This is a genomic window from Luteimonas notoginsengisoli (assembly GCF_042648885.1).
GTDB classification, from domain to species: domain Bacteria; phylum Pseudomonadota; class Gammaproteobacteria; order Xanthomonadales; family Xanthomonadaceae; genus Luteimonas; species Luteimonas notoginsengisoli.
Genome location: NZ_JBHRYF010000008.1, coordinates 353,755 through 369,988, shown reverse-complemented (window position 1 = coordinate 369,988; position 16,234 = coordinate 353,755). Strand labels below are relative to the sequence as shown.

Annotated in this window: 16 protein-coding genes; 9 read left to right on the top strand and 7 right to left on the bottom strand. The window is 70.7% G+C overall.

Annotated features, from left to right (window positions below; translation table 11 throughout):
- Window positions 1–31: 31 nt before the first annotated feature.
- Together ACFOM9_RS09550 and sppA are read left to right on the top strand one after the other, a co-directional pair.
- Window positions 32–1,423, top strand: a complete 1,392-nt coding sequence (locus ACFOM9_RS09550; protein ID WP_386709533.1) for an MATE family efflux transporter — start codon at window positions 32–34, stop codon at window positions 1,421–1,423.
- A gap of 169 nt (window positions 1,424–1,592) precedes the next feature.
- Window positions 1,593–3,497, top strand: a complete 1,905-nt coding sequence (gene sppA, locus ACFOM9_RS09545) for a signal peptide peptidase SppA (protein ID WP_386709530.1) — start codon at window positions 1,593–1,595, stop codon at window positions 3,495–3,497.
- Window positions 3,498–3,720: 223 nt separating this feature from the next.
- On the opposite strand, the gene ACFOM9_RS09540 is transcribed toward sppA, so the two are convergent.
- Entirely contained in the window at window positions 3,721–3,948 is a 228-nt protein-coding gene (locus ACFOM9_RS09540; RefSeq protein WP_386709528.1) for a hypothetical protein, read from the bottom strand.
- A 60-nt stretch (window positions 3,949–4,008) separates the two neighbouring features.
- On the opposite strand from ACFOM9_RS09540, the gene ACFOM9_RS09535 reads away from it, so the two are divergent.
- The 7 genes from ACFOM9_RS09535 to alkB all read left to right on the top strand — a co-directional run bounded on the left by ACFOM9_RS09535 (window position 4,009) and on the right by alkB (window position 9,168).
- The gene (locus tag ACFOM9_RS09535) at window positions 4,009–4,785 is read left to right on the top strand and encodes an SDR family oxidoreductase (RefSeq protein ID WP_386709525.1); all 777 of its coding nucleotides are present in this window, start codon (window positions 4,009–4,011) and stop codon (window positions 4,783–4,785) included.
- A 79-nt stretch (window positions 4,786–4,864) separates the two neighbouring features.
- Window positions 4,865–5,293 (top strand): helix-turn-helix transcriptional regulator, encoded by a 429-nt coding sequence (locus ACFOM9_RS09530; RefSeq protein WP_386710979.1) that lies wholly within the window; start codon window positions 4,865–4,867, stop codon window positions 5,291–5,293.
- Complete coding sequence (locus ACFOM9_RS09525) at window positions 5,290–5,730, top strand: VOC family protein (protein ID WP_386709522.1); 441 nt, start codon at window positions 5,290–5,292, stop codon at window positions 5,728–5,730. The genes ACFOM9_RS09530 and ACFOM9_RS09525 overlap by 4 nt, the downstream gene beginning before the upstream one ends.
- 283 nt (window positions 5,731–6,013) lie before the next feature.
- Window positions 6,014–6,415, top strand: a complete 402-nt coding sequence (locus ACFOM9_RS09520; protein ID WP_386709519.1) for a YciI family protein — start codon at window positions 6,014–6,016, stop codon at window positions 6,413–6,415.
- A 209-nt stretch (window positions 6,416–6,624) separates the two neighbouring features.
- The gene (ada, locus tag ACFOM9_RS09515; protein ID WP_386709516.1) at window positions 6,625–7,692 is read left to right on the top strand and encodes a bifunctional DNA-binding transcriptional regulator/O6-methylguanine-DNA methyltransferase Ada; all 1,068 of its coding nucleotides are present in this window, start codon (window positions 6,625–6,627) and stop codon (window positions 7,690–7,692) included.
- A complete protein-coding gene (locus tag ACFOM9_RS09510) occupies window positions 7,689–8,501 on the top strand; it encodes a 2OG-Fe(II) oxygenase (protein WP_386709513.1) in 813 nt (270 codons plus the stop codon). Before ada ends, ACFOM9_RS09510 begins: the two co-directional genes overlap by 4 nt.
- Window positions 8,502–8,529: 28 nt before the next feature.
- Window positions 8,530–9,168: a DNA oxidative demethylase AlkB gene (gene alkB, locus ACFOM9_RS09505; protein WP_386709510.1), complete on the top strand. Its 639-nt coding sequence runs from the start codon at window positions 8,530–8,532 to the stop codon at window positions 9,166–9,168.
- 223 nt (window positions 9,169–9,391) lie between these two features.
- On the opposite strand, the gene ACFOM9_RS09500 is transcribed toward alkB, so the two are convergent.
- The 6 genes from ACFOM9_RS09500 to ACFOM9_RS09475 form a co-directional block, all read right to left on the bottom strand.
- Window positions 9,392–10,024 carry a DUF4124 domain-containing protein gene (locus tag ACFOM9_RS09500; protein WP_386709507.1) on the bottom strand — a complete coding sequence of 211 codons (633 nt, stop codon included), beginning with the start codon at window positions 10,022–10,024 and terminating at the stop codon, window positions 9,392–9,394.
- Window positions 10,025–10,813, bottom strand: coding sequence for a DUF4124 domain-containing protein (locus ACFOM9_RS09495; protein WP_386709504.1), 789 nt, complete (start codon window positions 10,811–10,813; stop codon window positions 10,025–10,027).
- A gap of 100 nt (window positions 10,814–10,913) precedes the next feature.
- Window positions 10,914–11,474: a Sua5/YciO/YrdC/YwlC family protein gene (locus tag ACFOM9_RS09490; protein ID WP_386709501.1), complete on the bottom strand. Its 561-nt coding sequence runs from the start codon at window positions 11,472–11,474 to the stop codon at window positions 10,914–10,916.
- 320 nt (window positions 11,475–11,794) lie between these two features.
- Complete coding sequence (locus tag ACFOM9_RS09485; RefSeq protein WP_386709498.1) at window positions 11,795–14,317, bottom strand: DNA topoisomerase I; 2,523 nt, start codon at window positions 14,315–14,317, stop codon at window positions 11,795–11,797.
- A gap of 173 nt (window positions 14,318–14,490) precedes the next feature.
- Complete coding sequence (locus ACFOM9_RS09480) at window positions 14,491–15,411, bottom strand: RDD family protein (protein WP_386709495.1); 921 nt, start codon at window positions 15,409–15,411, stop codon at window positions 14,491–14,493.
- Window positions 15,412–15,455: 44 nt separating this feature from the next.
- Window positions 15,456–16,199: a GYF domain-containing protein gene (locus tag ACFOM9_RS09475; protein WP_386709492.1), complete on the bottom strand. Its 744-nt coding sequence runs from the start codon at window positions 16,197–16,199 to the stop codon at window positions 15,456–15,458.
- Window positions 16,200–16,234 lie beyond the last annotated feature (35 nt).

Genomic DNA, 16,234 nt, shown 5'->3' with positions numbered 1-16,234 from the left:
CGCAGTCGCGCCGCACCCCGCCAGCTCCCCGATGCAAGCGACCGCACAGCCCGTCCCGCGCTTCCGCGACGAGGTGCGCACCACTGCGGTGCTCGCCGCGCCGCTGGTCGTCGGCCACGTCTCCACCGGCCTGATCGGGTTCGTCGACGCCGTGCTCGCCGGCCACCACGGCACCACCACGCTGGCCGCGGTGTCGGTCGGCACGGCGCTGTTCTGGCTGCCGATGATGATCCCGATGGGCACGCTGATGGCGCTGCCGCCATCGGTGTCGCAGCTCGCCGGCGCCGGGCGACATGGCGAGATCGGGCCGCTGTTCCGGCAGTCGCTGTGGCTGGGCGCCGGGCTGGGCCTGCTGCTGTTCGCGTTCATGAGCCTGGCGGTGTTCGCGCTGGAGCCGATGGGCATCGCGCCCGAGATCCGCCCCGGCGCCGCCGACTTCCTGCGCGGCATCCGTTGGGGCGTGCCGGCGCTGACGCTGTACTACTGCATGCGCTACCTCAGCGACGGCATGCACTGGACGCTGCCGACGATGGTGCTCGGCTTCGGCGGACTATTGCTGCTGCTGCCGCTGGGCTGGGTGCTGACGTTCGGCGAGTTCGGGTTTCCCGAGATGGGCGCCGGCGGCCTCGGCATCGCCTCGGCGATCATGCTGTGGGCACAGATGCTGGCGTTCGCCGCGTATCTCGCGCGGTCGAAGCGTTTCGCGTCGCTGGGGTTGTTCGTGCGCTTCTTCACCCTGTCCAACCGGCCGCGCTGGGCGCCGATCCGCGGCCTGCTCGCCACAGGCCTGCCGATCGGGGTGACGGTGCTGATGGAAGGCGGGTTGTTCATCGTCACCGCGCTGCTGATCGGCCGACTGGGCGACGTGCCCGCGGCCGCGCACCAGATCGCGATCAACGTCGCCAGCCTGTGCTTCATGGTCCCGTTCGGGCTGGCCGAGGCGACCACGGTGCGGGTCGGGCACGCGGTGGGCCAGGGTCGCGGCAGCCACGGCGTGCGCCAGGCGGCGTTCGCCGGCGGCGTGCTGGTCCTGGCCACCCAGCTCACCGGCGGCACGATCCTGCTGCTCGGCCACGACCACATCGTCGCGCTGTACACCCGCGACGCTGTGGTGGCGGCGCTGGCCTCGTCGCTGCTGCTGTACGCCGCGGCGTTCCAGTTCCCGGACGGCATCCAGGTGCTGTCGGCCGGGGCGCTGCGCGGGCTCAAGGACACCCGCGTGCCGATGCTGCTGGCGGCCTGCGCCTACTGGGGCGTCGGCATGCCCCTGGGCGCCGCGCTCGGCCTGGGCCTGGGCTGGGGGCCGCGCGGGATGTGGATCGGCCTGATCGCGGGCCTGGTCGTCGCATCGATCCTGCTGGGCATGCGGTTCCTGCGCTCCTCGCGCGATGCGCGCGTGGTCACGGTGACCGATGGCGCATGAAACCCCGATGGCGCGCGGGCTATCCTGCCGTATCGGTCGCAGCTCCGTTGTCCTGTAGGAGCGGCTTCAGCCGCGAGCTTTTCCCTGCACCAGGCAAAAGAGCTCGCGGCTGAAGCCGCTCCTGCGAGAACGACGGCACCGGCCTTCCGGATCACCTGGAGTCTTTCGCATGAACCAGCCCCCGCAGGGCAACCGCCACGGCCCCGTCGCCGCCTTCTTCGTCTTCATCTGGGACGCGATGAATTTCGTCCGGCGGCTGACGTTCAACCTGCTGTTCTTCGGCCTGCTTCTGGTGCTGCTGATCGCGATGGCGGCGGCCGGGCGGATCAAGCCGCTGCAGGACCAGACCACGCTCGTGATCGCGCCGGAAGGGGCGCTGGTGGAGCAGTACAGCATCGACCCGGGCATGCGCGCGTTCAATGCGATCAGCGGCAACGGCGCGCGCGAGGTGCAGCTGCGCGACCTGCTGCGGGCGATCGACGCGGCGCGCACAGACAAGCACATCGAACGCGTGCTGCTGCGCGTGGACCGCATGGCGTTCTCCGGCTACGCCTCGATCCGCGAGGTCGCCGCGGCGCTGGCCAGGCTGCGCGCCGCCGGCAAGCAGGTGGTCGCGTTCGGCGAAAACCTCGACCAGATGCAGTACCTGCTCGCCGCGCAGGCCGACGAGGTCTACCTCGACCCGATGGGCGGGCTGCTGCTCGAAGGCCTTGGCCGCTACCACCAGTTCTATCGCGAAGGCCTGCAGGACAAGCTCGGCGTCGACGTGCACGTGTTCAAGGTCGGCGAATACAAGTCGGCGGTCGAGCCCTACATCCTCGATGCCGCGTCGCCCGAGGCCAAGGAGGCCGACCTGTACTGGATGAACGACGTCTGGCAGCGCTATCTCGGCGACATCGCGCGCGTGCGCAAGCTCACGCCGGCACGGCTCGCCGCCGGTATCGACAACCTGCCGGCCGGGATCGAAGCGGTCGGCGGCGACCTGGCGGAATACGCGCTGCAGCAGAAGCTGGTCGACGGGCTGAAGACGCAGGAGGAGGTGGAAGACCTGCTGGTCGAGCGCGGCGCCGCCGATGCCGATGCCGAGGGTGGTTTCCGCCAGGTCTCGCTGGGCGGCTACCTGCAGCACCTGGACCGCACGCTCTCGCCGATGGACGAACGCCCGCAGGTGGCGGTGGTGGTCGCCGAGGGTGCGATCGCCGGCGGCGAGCAGCCGGCCGGCAGCATCGGCGGCGAATCGACCGCGGCGCTGCTGCGCGACGCGCGCGACGACGACGACGTCAAGGCCGTGGTGCTGCGCGTGGACTCGCCGGGCGGCGAGGTGTACGCCTCCGAACAGATCCGCCGCGAAGTGGTCGCGCTGCAGAAGGCCGGCAAGCCGGTGGTGGTGTCGATGGGCGACCTGGCCGCGTCGGGCGGCTACTGGATCAGCATGAACGCCGATCGGATCTACGCCGACCCGTCGACGATCACCGGTTCGATCGGCATCTTCGGCATGATCCCGACCATCCCGCGCACGCTCGACAAGATCGGCGTGCACACCGACGGCGTGGGCACCACGCGTTTCGCCGGGGCGTTCGACATCACCCGGCCGCTGGCGCCGGAAGTCGGGCAGGTCGTGCAGGCGGTCATCGAAAAGGGCTACCGCGACTTCACCGGTCGCGTTGCCAAGGCCCGCGAGCGCACGGTCGAACAGGTCGACCAGGTCGCGCGCGGCCGCGTCTGGAGCGGTGCGCAGGCGAAGGATCGCGGACTGGTCGACGCCTTCGGCGGGCTGCACGACGCCATCGGCGATGCCGCCGCGCGCGCCAAGCTCGGCAAGGAAGGCGAGTACCGCGTGCGCTACGTCGAGAAGATGGCCACGCCGTTCCAGCAGTTCTTCAGCGGGCTGGCCGGCAGCCGCCTCGGCGGCGCGTGGCTGCGCCATTCGGAATTCGCGCGCGAACTGGCCGGGGTCGCGGTGCTCGCCAACGCGGTGCCGCAGGCGCGCAGCGAGCTGAAGTTCCTCGACGCCGCGATCGCCCGCCCGGGGCAGCCGGTCAAGGCGCTGGCATTCTGTTTCTGCGGGTTCTGACTCCGCGGATCAACCGGTTCGTCAATCAAATCCTCCCTTTCAAGGGAGGGTGAGGCGGGGAAGGCTTCCCCACCGCCGCCACGAATCCAGGAATCCCGCTGAAGCGCAGTGAGTGCGAGCGGGATTCCAGAAAGCGGCGGCTCCGCGAGGTGCGTGTCCGGCATCTCGAGCGCGCTGCAAGCACCGCGCCCGGTGCGCTCCTACGGAAATCCCGGGCGCCGCATCAACCGATCAGGGCCACGACGATCGCCCCGCCCTGCTTCGCCGCCGCGCCCTGACTCGCGTTCGCCCTATCGAGCGGCGCCGGGATCGTCTTGCGCACTTCGGCCTGCGCCTGCGGCTCGGGCGGCTGTTCCGGCGGCGGCGGTGGCGGCCGCGTGCAGGCCGCGCACGACAGCGCCAGCAGCAGCGCGCATGCGATCGTCGCGCCGGGTGCGGAAGGAATCGACATGGCGGCATCCTCGATTGGCCCGGCGCTATGCTACCCCCACTCCCTGCCGGAAGGCCGTACATGGATCCGCAACGCTGGCGACTCGACGGGCAACTGGCGCTGGTGACCGGCGGCAGCGCCGGCATCGGCCGCGCGATCGCGCGCGAGTTGCTGGGTTTCGGCGCCAGCGTGCTGATCACCGCGCGCAACGGCGACCTGCTCGAAGCCGCGCGCGACGAACTGGCCGACGAATTCCCCGACGGCGACGTGCGCGCGCTGATCGCCGACGTCGCCGACGACGAGCAGCGCCGCGAGCTGCTCGACTGGGTCGAGGACCAGGGCGACGGGCTCAACATCCTGGTCAACAACGCCGGCGGCAACCTCAGCAAGGCCGCCGTCGACTACACCGAGGACGAGTGGCGGCAGGTGTTCGAGATCAACCTGTTCAGCGCGTTCGAACTGGCGCGCTACGCCTATCCGCTGCTGACGAAACATGCGGTGTCCAGCGTGGTCAACGTGGGCAGCGTGTCCGGCGAGACCCACGTGCGCAGCGGCGCACCCTACGGCATGACCAAGGCGGCGATGCACCAGATGACCCGCAACCTCGCGGTCGAATGGGCCGAGGACGGCGTGCGCGTCAACGCGGTGGCGCCGTGGTACATCCGCACGCGCCGCACCTCGGAAAAGCTCTCCGATCCCGATTACCTGGATGAAGTGCTGCTGCGCACGCCGATGGGGCGCGTCGGCGAACCGGAGGAAGTCGCCGCCGCCGTCGCCTTCCTGTGCCTGCCCGCCGCGGCCTACATCACCGGCGAATGCATCGCGGTGGACGGCGGGTTCCTGCGCTACGGGTTCTGAGCGCAGCGCCTTGGGCAAGATCGAGCCGACAGGCCACGCCCCCGAACTGTTGCGCCGCCTGCTGCGCGCGAAGGACAGGATGGACGCCGCCTCGCATGAAGCCTGGCCGGTGCAGCGGCTTGCGCGCGTGAGCCACGTCTCCGCGGCCCACTTCGCGCGCGCGTTCAAGGACGCCTTCGGCGTGCCGCCGCACCGCTACCTGCTCACGCGCCGGATCGAACGCGCCGCCGCGCTGCTGCGCGACACGGACCTGCCGATCCTCGACATCGCCCTGCAGGCGGGCTGGAACAGCCTGGGCACGTTCGGCCGCACCTTCCGCGACGTCACCGGCGAAAGCCCGCGCGAACTTCGCGCGCGCGAACAGGCGGCGCCGCACGCGCTCGACCGTGTGCCCGGTTGCTTCCTGAGCGCGGCCGCCCGTCCCGACCTCACCATCGCAGTTTCGGAGAAGCGGCGGCGCGACGCGGGCGATACGTTGGCGGCCCCCAACAACAAGGAAACCCCATGAACCACAGTGCATTGGCCACCGACATCGCAGTCACCGGCCTGGTCATCGGCCTGTACGTGCGCGACCAGGACGAAGCCCTCGATTTCTACGTCGGCAAGCTCGGGTTCCGCGTCCATACCGACGCCCGCAACGGCGACTATCGCTGGCTGACCGTGCAGCACCCGGACCAGCCGTCGTTCCAACTCGGCCTGTTTGTCCCGCAGGCGCCCACGGTCGACGACGCCACCGCGCAAGCGATGCGCGAAGCCGTCGCCAAAGGCGCCATGCCGCCACTCGTGCTGGTCGTCGACGACTGCCGCGCCGCATACGGACGGCTGCACGCCCGCGGCGTCGAATTCACCCAGGAACCGACGGAACGCTACGGCAGCGTGGACGCCAACTTCCGGGATCCGTCGGGGAACGGGTGGAAGATGATCGAGGGACGCAAGGCGGATTGACCGGGCACGGCGGCGCGCCGGTCGACTCTCCTGCCGGCTGGTGCGACCGGGTCGCCGAACACGTGCGAATGCTGCGGCCGTGGAAGCTGCGGCGGCCTCGAGAGCGCCGCGTCCTGTCCGCAGGGCGCGGCGCGGGTCAGCGCGGCTTCCCGCAATCGTCGCGGGACGGCCCCGATCGCCGGGAGCCGGCGACGGTATGCTGGCCTGCGCAGGCGTCGACAGGATCGTGTCCGCCCCTGCGAGCGCGTGAATCGCTCCGCCCCACCACTGCCGGGAACCCGCGATGCAGAAACCACAGCCTTCGTCCGAATACCTCGTCCTGTCCCGCGGCCAGTGGGACGCGCACCTGTCGCCGGAGGAGATCCAGGCGGCGATCGACGACTTCTACGCCTGGCACGGGCAGCTGGTTGCCGCCGGCCGGATGCGGGCCGGCTCCCGACTGACGCGCGAAGGCAAGCGGGTGTCGCGGCAGGCGGTGGTCGACGGGCCTTTCAGCGAAAGCAAGGAGATCATCGGGGGCTACTGGCACGTGATCGCCGGCAGCCTCGACGAGGCCGCGGCGCTGATGGCGCGCAATCCGACCCTGGCCTACGGGCTGGAGTTCGAGATCCGGCCGCTCGACCCGGAGCGCGCCAGCGCCTTCGCGGCCAGCAACGAGACGCCGGCGGCGCGTGCGGAGGCGTGAACGCGCGCCGCCCATCCTGAGGCCACTTCCCGCGCGCGCATCGCGACATTGCAGGCCTAGCCTCGCAGCAAACGGCACGTGAGTCTGGCCCGCGGGGAATGCGGTCGCCGGAAGGGCGAATTCGACCGCAAGACCCGGATATCGGCTCCGCGCGAGCGTGCCTACATTGGCGGCCAGTCCAGTCACCGGAGCGCACAATGCACGCCACCATGAACAAGACTTTCGCCGCGAACGCCATCGAGCGCGATCCGCGCTGGGCGGCGGTGCTGGCTCGCGATGGGGGCGCCGACGGCCGTTTCTGGTACTCGGTGAAGACTACCGGCGTGTACTGCCGGCCGTCCTGCGCAGCGCGCCGCGCGCGACCGGAGAACGTGCGCTTCCACGCCAGCCGCGAAGACGCCGAACGCGCCGGCTTCCGTCCATGCAAGCGCTGCCGCCCGGACCAGGACGGCGTGCGCGAACAGCATGCGGCGCTGGTCGCGGCGGCCTGCAGGACGATCGAATCCGCCGAGCAGGCCCCTGACCTCGCCACGCTGGCGGCGAAGGCGGGGCTGAGCCCGTTCCACTTCCATCGCGTGTTCAAGGCCGTCACCGGGCTGACGCCCAAGGGGTACGCAAACGCGCACCGCGCGCGGCGTGTGCGCAGCGAACTGTCGCGCGCCCATTCGGTGACCGCGGCGGTCTTCGACGCCGGCTACAACTCCAGCGGCCGCTTCTACGCGCAGTCCGACGAGATGCTGGGCATGCCCCCGCGCGACTACCGCGCCGGCGGCGCCAACGCCGCGATCCGTTTCGCTGTCGGCGAGTGCTCGCTGGGGTCGATCCTGGTGGCGGCCAGCGAGCGCGGCATCTGCGCGATCCTGATGGGGGACGATCCCGATGCGCTGGCGCGGCAGCTGCAGGACCAGTTCCCGAGAGCCCAGCTGACCGGCGGTGACGCGAGCTTCGAGCGGCTGGTCGCCGAGGTGGTCGGCTTCGTCGAGGCGCCCAAGGTCGGCTTGTCGCTGCCGCTGGACGTGCGCGGCACCGCGTTCCAGCAGCGGGTGTGGCAGGCGCTGCGCGAAATCCCGGCTGGCAGCACGGCCAGCTACCGGGAGGTCGCCGACCGCATCGGCGCGCCGAAATCCGCGCGCGCGGTGGCGCAGGCCTGCGCGTCCAACGCGCTGGCGGTGGCGATTCCCTGCCACCGCGTGGTGCGCAACGATGGTGGACTGTCGGGCTATCGGTGGGGCGTGGAGCGCAAGCGCGCACTGCTCGACCGCGAGGCGCGCGAGTGAACGCGCGGCTCGCGGCCAGCGGGATGGTACTCGGCGCGGACGACGGCCACGCTTCCATCGAAGCGCGCGTCGCCGCCTTCGACTGGGAAAACATCGGCGCGCAGCTCGATGCGCGCGGCAACGCGATCCTGCCGGGCCTGCTGTCACGCGCGGAATGCGTAGCGCTGGCGGCGCTGTACGACGACGATGCACGGCATCGCAGCCGCGTGGTGATGGCGCGGCACGGTTTCGGCCGCGGCGAATATCGGTACTTCCGCTATCCGTTGCCCGCCGCGGTGCAGGCGCTGCGCGCGTCGCTGTATCCGCGCCTGGTGCCGGTGGCCAACCGCTGGAACGCGGCGATGAAGCTCGACGTGGCGTATCCGGGGCCGCATGCGGACTTCCTCGAACGCTGTCATGCCGCCGGCCAGCGCCGGCCGACGCCGCTGCTGCTGCGCTACGGCGAAGGCGACTACAACTGCCTGCACCAGGACCTGTACGGCGAACACGTGTTCCCGCTGCAGGTCGCCGTACTGCTGTCGCGGCCGGGATCGGGCGTTGTTGTCGACGGAGATTTCGTCGGTGCCGGTGGCGCGGCGGACGGCGATTTCGAGGGCGGCGAATTCGTGCTCACCGAGCAGCGCCCGCGGATGCAGTCGCGGGTGGAAGTGGTGCCACTGCGGCGGGGCGACGCGGTGGTGTTCGCCGTGCACCAGCGGCCCGTGCAGGGCACGCGCGGCGTGTACCGGGTGACCATGCGCCATGGCGTCAGCCGGTTGCGACGCGGGCATCGCCACACGCTCGGCGTGATTTTCCACGACGCCGCCTGAGGCCGCCGGCATCGACGCGGGCGCGCCCATGCGGGATCTGTTCGACGCCGGGGCGGGTGCGACCCGGTTCGCCGACGATGCGTGGCTGCTGCGCGGCTTCGCGCTGGATCGCGCGCCGGCGCTGCAGGTGGCGATCGATGCGATCACGGTCCAGGCACCGTTCCGGCACATGGAGACGCGGCGCGGGCTGCGCATGTCGGTGGCGATGAGCAACTGCGGCGAGGTCGGCTGGATCAGCGATCGTCGCGGCTATCGCTACGCCCCGTGTGACCCGCTCGACGGGCGGCCGTGGCCGGCGATGCCGCCCCTGTTCGCGCAGCTGGCCGCGGAGGCGGCGCGCGCCGCCGGATTCGAGGGCTTCGCGCCCGACGCCTGCCTGATCAACTGCTACCAGCCGGACACGCGGCTTTCGCTGCACCAGGACCGCGACGAGCGCGACCTGGATGCGCCGATCGTGTCGGTGTCGCTGGGCCTGCCGGCAACCTTCGTCTTCGGCGGCCCGGCGCGCGGCGACCGCGTGCAGCGGGTGCCGCTGCGGCATGGCGACGTGGTGGCGTGGGGTGGCGCGTCGCGGCTATTCCACCATGGCGTGCTGCCGCTGGCCGACGGCGTGCATCCGGCGCTCGGGGCGCGCCGGGTGAACCTGACGTTTCGCAAGGCGCTTTGAGGAGCGGTCAACCCTGGGCGCGAGAAGTGCAGCCACAACGGGGGTCAGGCAGCAGCAGCGCAACCAGCCGCCGCATCCCCGTAGGAGCGGCGGAAGCCGCGAGCTCGTGCTTCGATGATGTGGGAGCAGCGATGCCACGAGCTCTTCGCGATGCATGCCCAGCCAGAGCGGCAGTTCCAGGCCCCGGCAGACGGTCTCCGTGATTCCGGCGACCGGACGGGGGCTACCCGCCGCAGGTGGTGTCGTTGAGGATCTTCGTCACCCGCGCGAACTCGTCCTGCAGCCACGGCTTGTCGTTGCCGGGCGCGTAGCGCCAGGTCGACTCGATCTCGCGCTGGCGCTGCTTCCAGCCTTCGCACGCGGCCCCGTCGGGCACGCGTGCGCACAGGTCGTATTTCATTTCGCAGGCCTGTCCGCCGGCGCGGTTGGGATCGCCGGCCAGGCCCGTGGTCTGCAGCGCCACGCAGCGCGGCTTCGGCTCGGGATCCTCGCTGAGGTAGTGATCGTTGTCCCAGGTATTGCACTGGTACAGCGGCGGCGGCGGCAGGCGCTGCGCGTCGTCGAGCCGGGCCGGCGGCGGCGCCTGCGGACGCTCGGGCTCGACCGGTGCGGGTTCCGGCGGTGGCTCCGGAACGCGGGTGACGATCGCGGGCGGCGCCTCGTAGCGCGGGATCACCATCGGCGCCTCGATCGTCTGCACCTGCTGCCTGCTGCCCTTGGGGCAGGGCGTGCCGTTCTGGATGGTCAGTGCGCCGCGCGCATCGGTGCAGCGATAGATCGTGTCGGTCCGGGTGTCCTGGGCATGGGCGATCGTCGCCACCGCGATCAATGCGACCGAGCACAACAGCTGACGCATTCACGCTCCTCCGCAGTCTTCCGCCAGGCGCGCGTTGATGCCGCGCTCTTCGACGTGCAGTGTCGCACGCTCGTTGGCCTGGGCATTGAAGGCGCGCTTGCGGATCTGCTCGCGGCGGTCGCGCAGGCGGTCGCAGGTTTCGGCCTGCGGCAGGACGTGGCACGCGTCGCGCACCCACATGCCGCCGCCGCCGAACCCGTAACCGCGATGGTGTCCATGGCCGTGTCCGTGGCCATGGCCTGGCGGCGGAGGCGGAGGCGGCGCGGAATCCGTGCGGCGGAAGCTGGGCCTCGGCTGGTTGGCACCGCCGCCCTCGGCGCCGCGTGCGCTGGCCTGCAGGGTGGGACTGGACGAGGCAGCCTGTCCGCGGCTGTACACGATGCCGGACCCGCGCAGACGCGGGCCGTCGTCATACGACCAGTCGCCGCCGCTGGAAATCCAGCGCGGATTGCCTTCGCCGTCGTCGCTGGTGTAGCGGCTGCCGTCATCGCGCACGCATTCGTAAATCGCCCGCGGTGCGTGCCGCGCGACCACGACCGGAGCCGACTCGGGCGTAGGCTGGAGATCCGCCGGCGCGACGGGCTCTGCGCGGGGCGGCGGATCGGTGGGCTGGATCATGCGCCGCACCTGCTGCGCCTGGTTGTCGGCGCACGGCGAATCCTGCACGGTCAGGTGGCCCGCCGCATCGGTGCAGCGGTAGATGGTGATGTCGTTGTCCTGCGCGACGGCGCTGCCGGCGATCGCGGCCAGCAGCGGCAACAGCAGCAGGCGGGGCAGGCGGATGGCCATGGCCGGCATTCTGCGCGCGACCCGCGCGAACGTGAAGTGCAAGGCCGGTGCGGGGCCACACAGCCGCTGCGGCAGGACGCATACCACGATGCGGCAGCGGTCAGGCGCGGATTTCGGCGCCGCTGCGGGCGTCGCGGATAGGGGTCGGGCGGGCCAGGTCGCCGGTCTCGCCGCTGACGCAGCCGTCGATGGCCGAAAGTAGCTCCGCATCCAGATCGGCGGCCTTGCGCGGCGGGGGCGCGGCGGCGCGATTGGCGCTGGTCGAGACCAGCGCGCCGCCGAAGGCTTCGCACAGCATGACCACTACCGGATGGGCGCTGACCCGCACCGCCACACCCTCATGCACGCCGGTGATCCAGCGCGGCACGCGCGCCGCAGCGGGCACGATCCAGGTGTGGGGGCCGGGCCAGGAGGCCAGGACCTCGCCGCGGCGTTGGCCAGGCAGCGCGTCCCAGTCGGCCAGGCCGTCGAGCTGGGCGATAGAGGCTGTGATCAGGATCAGGCCCTTGTCGACCGGGCGCTGCTTGACCGCCAGCAGGCGCAGTACCGCGTCTTCGTCGAACGGATCGCAGCCCAGCCCCCAGACCGCTTCGGTGGGATAGGCGACGACGCCGCCGGCGCGCAGGACAATCGCCGCTTCGGTGGGTGAGAGCTGGGGCATGGCGTGATTGTAGGGCGGGGCTGTCCATCCGCCATCCCGGCAATATGGCGCTGGCCACAGCGGCTACGGCAACGTGTGTTTGTTTGCCCCTCATCCTGCCCAGGCGTGGGTGCCGAAGAGAGTGCACGCTTCGCGGCGGCGATTCTCCCGCCAGCCATCGAGCGTGGCTCGTCGATGGCGTTCGTCAGGCCGCGAACCCGTGATCGCAACGCCCCTTCTTTGCCCCGCCTTCTATCGGGAGGGAATTGGCCTCGTGGCCAAAGTCTCCCGGCGAGGAGAAGGCGCCCGCCAGCACCGCTCCTGGAGGCAGGAACGACGCGTCAGAACGGCGCGTCGTCGTCGGTTGCGGCGGCCTTCTTCGGCGCGGCCTTCTTCGAGGCCGCCTTTTTCACGGCCGTCTTCTTCGCAGGCGTCTTCGTTGCGGCGGTTTTCTTCGTGGCCTTCTTCGCCGACTTCCTGGCCGGGGCCCTTTTCGCCGCCGCCTTTTTCACCGGCGCCTTCTTGGCCGGCGCTTTCTTTGCCGCGGCCTTCTTGCCGAACCGGCCGCGCATCGGCTTGCCGGTTTCTTCCATCAACTGCACCACTTCGGCCAGCGTCAGCGACGCCGGCTCGCGGTCCTTGGGAATCCGGCCGTTGAGCTTGCCGTCGCTGATGTACGGGCCGTAGCGGCCATTGAGGACCTGGATGTCGCTGCCGTCGAACTCCTTGATCACGCGGTTGCGCGCGATCTCCTCCTTTTCCTCGATCAGGAACACCGCGCGCGCCAGGTCGATGGTGTACGGGTCGTCTTCCTTCTTCAGCGACGCGTAAACGCTGCCGCGCTTGGCAAACGGGCCGAAGCGGCCGACGCCGACGCTGACGTCCTCGCCGTTGCTTTCGCCCAGGGCGCGCGGCAACCGGAACAGGTCGATCGCGTCCTCGAGCGAGATCGTGTGCATGCTCTGCCCGGGACGAAGCGAGGCGAACCGCGGCTTCTCCTCTTCATCCTCGGCGGTGCTGCCGATCGCGGCGTAGGGCCCGTAGCGGCCCAGGCGCACGCTGACCGGCTTGCCCGACTTGGGGTCGGTGCCCAGCTCGCGCGCGCCGGTGGCCTGGCTGCGGTCGACGCTTTCGGTCTTCTCGTCGACCAGTTCCTTGAACGGTCCCCAGAACTTCTCCATCAGCGGCACCCATTCCTCCTCGCCGCGCGACACCGCGTCGAGCTCGTCCTCGAGCTTGGCGGTGAAGTCGTAGTCGACGTAGCGGGTGAAGTGCCCGCTGAGGAAGTTGGACACCGCGCGGCCGACATCGCTGGGGCGGAAGGCGCGGCCTTCCATCTCCACGTACTTGCGGAACAGCAGCGTCTGGATGATCGAGGCGTAGGTGGACGGCCGGCCAATGCCGTATTCCTCGAGCGTCTTGACCAGCGAGGCTTCGGTGAAGCGCGGCGGCGGCTGAGTGAAGTGCTGGTCGGCGTGGATGCGGTCGAGCGGCACGCGGTCGCCAGTCTTCATCGCCGGCAGCTTGCGGCCTTCGTCGGCGTCATCGGCAGACTTGTTGTCCTTGCCTTCCTCGTACACGGCGAGGAAGCCCGGATCGACCACGGTGGTGCCGCTGGCGCGGAAGCTGTGCTCGCTGCCGGCGGCCAGGTCCACGGACACGGTGTTGAGCGTGGCCGGCACCATCTGCGAGGCGACGGCGCGCTTCCAGATCAGCTCGTACAGGCGGCGCTCGTCGTCGGACAGGAACCGCGCCACCTGCGCCGGGGTGCGCAGCGCCGAGGTCGGACGCACCGCCTCGTGCGCCTCCTGCGCGTTCTTGCTCTTGGTGGTGTAGAAGTTCGGCTTGTCGGGCAGCGCGCCGGTGCCGAAGTCCCGCGCGATCACGTCGCGGATCTCGCCCAGCGCGTCCACCGAGAGGTTCACCGAGTCGGTACGCATGTAGCTGATCAGGCCGACGGTGCCTTCCTCGCCGATCGCCACGCCTTCATACAGCTTCTGCGCCACCTGCATCGTCCGGCGCGTGGTGAAGCCGAGCTTGCGCGAGGCTTCCTGCTGCAGGGTCGAGGTGGTGAACGGCGCCGCCGGGCGACGCTTGCGCTCCTTGCTGGCGACGTCGGTGACGTGCAGCGCGCCGCCGGCGGCCGACACGATGCGGCGACGCGCTTCTTCGGCGGTGTCGCCGTCGGTGACGGTGAACTGTTCGAACTTCTTGCCGTCCAGGCGCGTGAGCTTGGCGGTGAACGCCTGCGCCGGGTGCGCGCACTCGGCTTCGATCGACCAGTACTCGCGCGCGACGAAGGCTTCGATCTCCTCCTCGCGCTCGACGATCATGCGCAGCGCCGGCGACTGCACGCGGCCGGCGGACAGGCCGCGCTGCACCTTGCGCCACAGCACCGGCGAGAGGTTGAAGCCGACCAGGTAGTCCAGTGCGCGCCGCGCTTGCTGGGCGTCGACCAGGTCGGACGCGATGTCGCGCGGGTTGGCCATCGCCTCGCGGATCGCGCGCGGGGTGATCTCGGTGAACACTACCCGCTGCAGGGTCTTGTCCTTGAGCAGGCCGCGCTCGCGCAGGATCTCGGCGATGTGCCAGCTGATCGCCTCGCCCTCGCGGTCCGGGTCGGTCGCCAGGAAGATGCCGTCGGCGGACTTGGCCGCCTTGGCGATCGCCGCGACGTGCTTCTCGTTCTTCTCGATCAGGTCGTAGCGCATGCGGAAGCCGTCGGCCGGATCGACCGCGCCCTCCTTCGGCACCAGGTCGCGGACATGGCCGTACGAGGCCAGGACGGTGAAGTCCTTGCCGAGGTACTTGTTGATCGTCTTGGCCTTGGCAGGCGATTCGACGATGAGGAGATTCTTGGCCATGGTGGGCGGGAGCCTGTTCCTTGCGGTGCGTGGCGCGGGCGGGGCCGCGGCAATATAGGGGTTTGGAGAAGACGACGCCCGCAGCCTGGGCCACGGGCGTTCAGGTTTACACCTATTTATAGTGGAATCACGCCACGGCAGGCGCTGTCAAGCGCGGCGGCTGGCCGGACCGGTCAATGGCCGGCTCCGGCAATCGCGGCCACGGCGGCGAAGGCCACCAGGACCAGTGCCGCGAACAGCAGCCCGCCCAGCACCAGGACCACGATGGCCACCGTCCCCAGTTCCTCGCGCTGCTGGTCGGGGTAGGCGGTGAACGCCCAGCGGTCGACCACCACGGTGTCGCAGATCATGTCGTGCAGGGCCTGCTTGCGCGCGGTGAAGGCGGCCATCAGGAAGCCGATGCACAGGGCCAAGCCGCTCAGGATCATGGCGAAGTAGCGCCCGAAACCGCGCCAGAACCCGCAGCCATCGCCATCGCCGCGGACCACCTTGATGCCGATCGCCATCTTGCCCGGCGTGGCCTGCTGCACCGAAGCGTAGAACCAGCCGTAGTAGCCGGCGGTGAGCACCAGCGAGACCAGCTGCACCACGCCCTGGATGGCCAGCGCGCCGGCGCTGTCGAGGCCGCCGCCGATCCCGAACGCCGCGCCCATCAGGCCGCCGATCGCGGCGCCGATGACCGCGCCGAGCACGGCGATGATCACGCTGTCGATAAGGTTGGCGGCGACCCGCTTCCAGAACCCGGCGTAGACCACTTCACCGTCCAGGTGCACCTCCGCCGCGCGCTGCAGCGGCGCCCTCGGCGGGGCGTACGGCGAACGCGGTTCGGCGACGGTGTAGGGGCCGGCGAAGGCGTCCGCGGGCGCGTCGGCTGGCGCGGTCGCGAAGGAGGCCGTCGCGACGCTGGCCCGCGCCGGCGTGGCGCCGACCACGTCGTCGATCACGCTGTGCCAGGGCTGCCATTGCGCCAGGCCCTCGCGCCAGACCAGGGTGTCGTTCGCCAGCTGGCCGTTGGCGTGCAGCGTCGCCAGGTCTTCGGCGCTCACCGGGCCGTGGCGGTTGCGTTGGTAATCGCTGTAGTACCACTGGGTCATGCCGGGTCTTCCTTGAAAGTGGTCGATCTGCCGCGCGCCGCCGGTCAGGGGCGGCGGCAGTGCGCGGGGCGGTAGCGGGCGGGCAGGTCGCCGCCGCTGCAGTCCCAGCCGGCGAGGTCGCCGTCGGCATGGGCTTCGAACACCCAGGTCCGGCCCTCGATCGCGCTGTTGCCGTGCAGGGTGAATTCGAACGCGCAGCTGCCGTCGGCCAGCGCGCCGAAGCGCACGGTGGTGGTCTTTTCGATCGCGGCGAACTGGCGCAGCAGCGGGGCGAAGTCGTCGTTGCCCGGGCAGCGGCCGCGGGCGTCATGGAACTCGTCGACCGCGCGCTGCATCGCCGACGCGGCGCCGACCAGGCCCGCGGTGGTTTTCGCGCGGACCGTATAGTCCTGGTAGGCGGGAATGGCGATCGCGGCGAGGATGGCGATCACCGGCACCGCGGCGACCGCGCCCACGATCGCCACGATTGCGCAGCCCGACCGCCCGCGTTTCGGTGGGACCGCGCCGCGCGTGGGCATGCGGGTGGCGGTGGACGCCCGGGACGCGGCCATCGAGGGCGCGGGCGCAAGCACTGGCGGCAGGGGCGGCGGCAGCGACGCGTCCGGGGTCACGGTGTCGAGCTGCAGCTCTTCGGAGTAGCGATCCAGGGGCTGCCATTCGCGCGCGCCGGCGTGCCAGGCGAGCGTGTCGCGCTGGACGCGGCGGTCGACGTAGCGCGCGCGGAGCTGCTCGGCCGACAGCGGGCCGACGCGACCCTGGGCCGGGTCGTGGTAATACCAATCGGTCATGAAATCCCCTGTTTCCCCGCATCACGGCGCGAGGA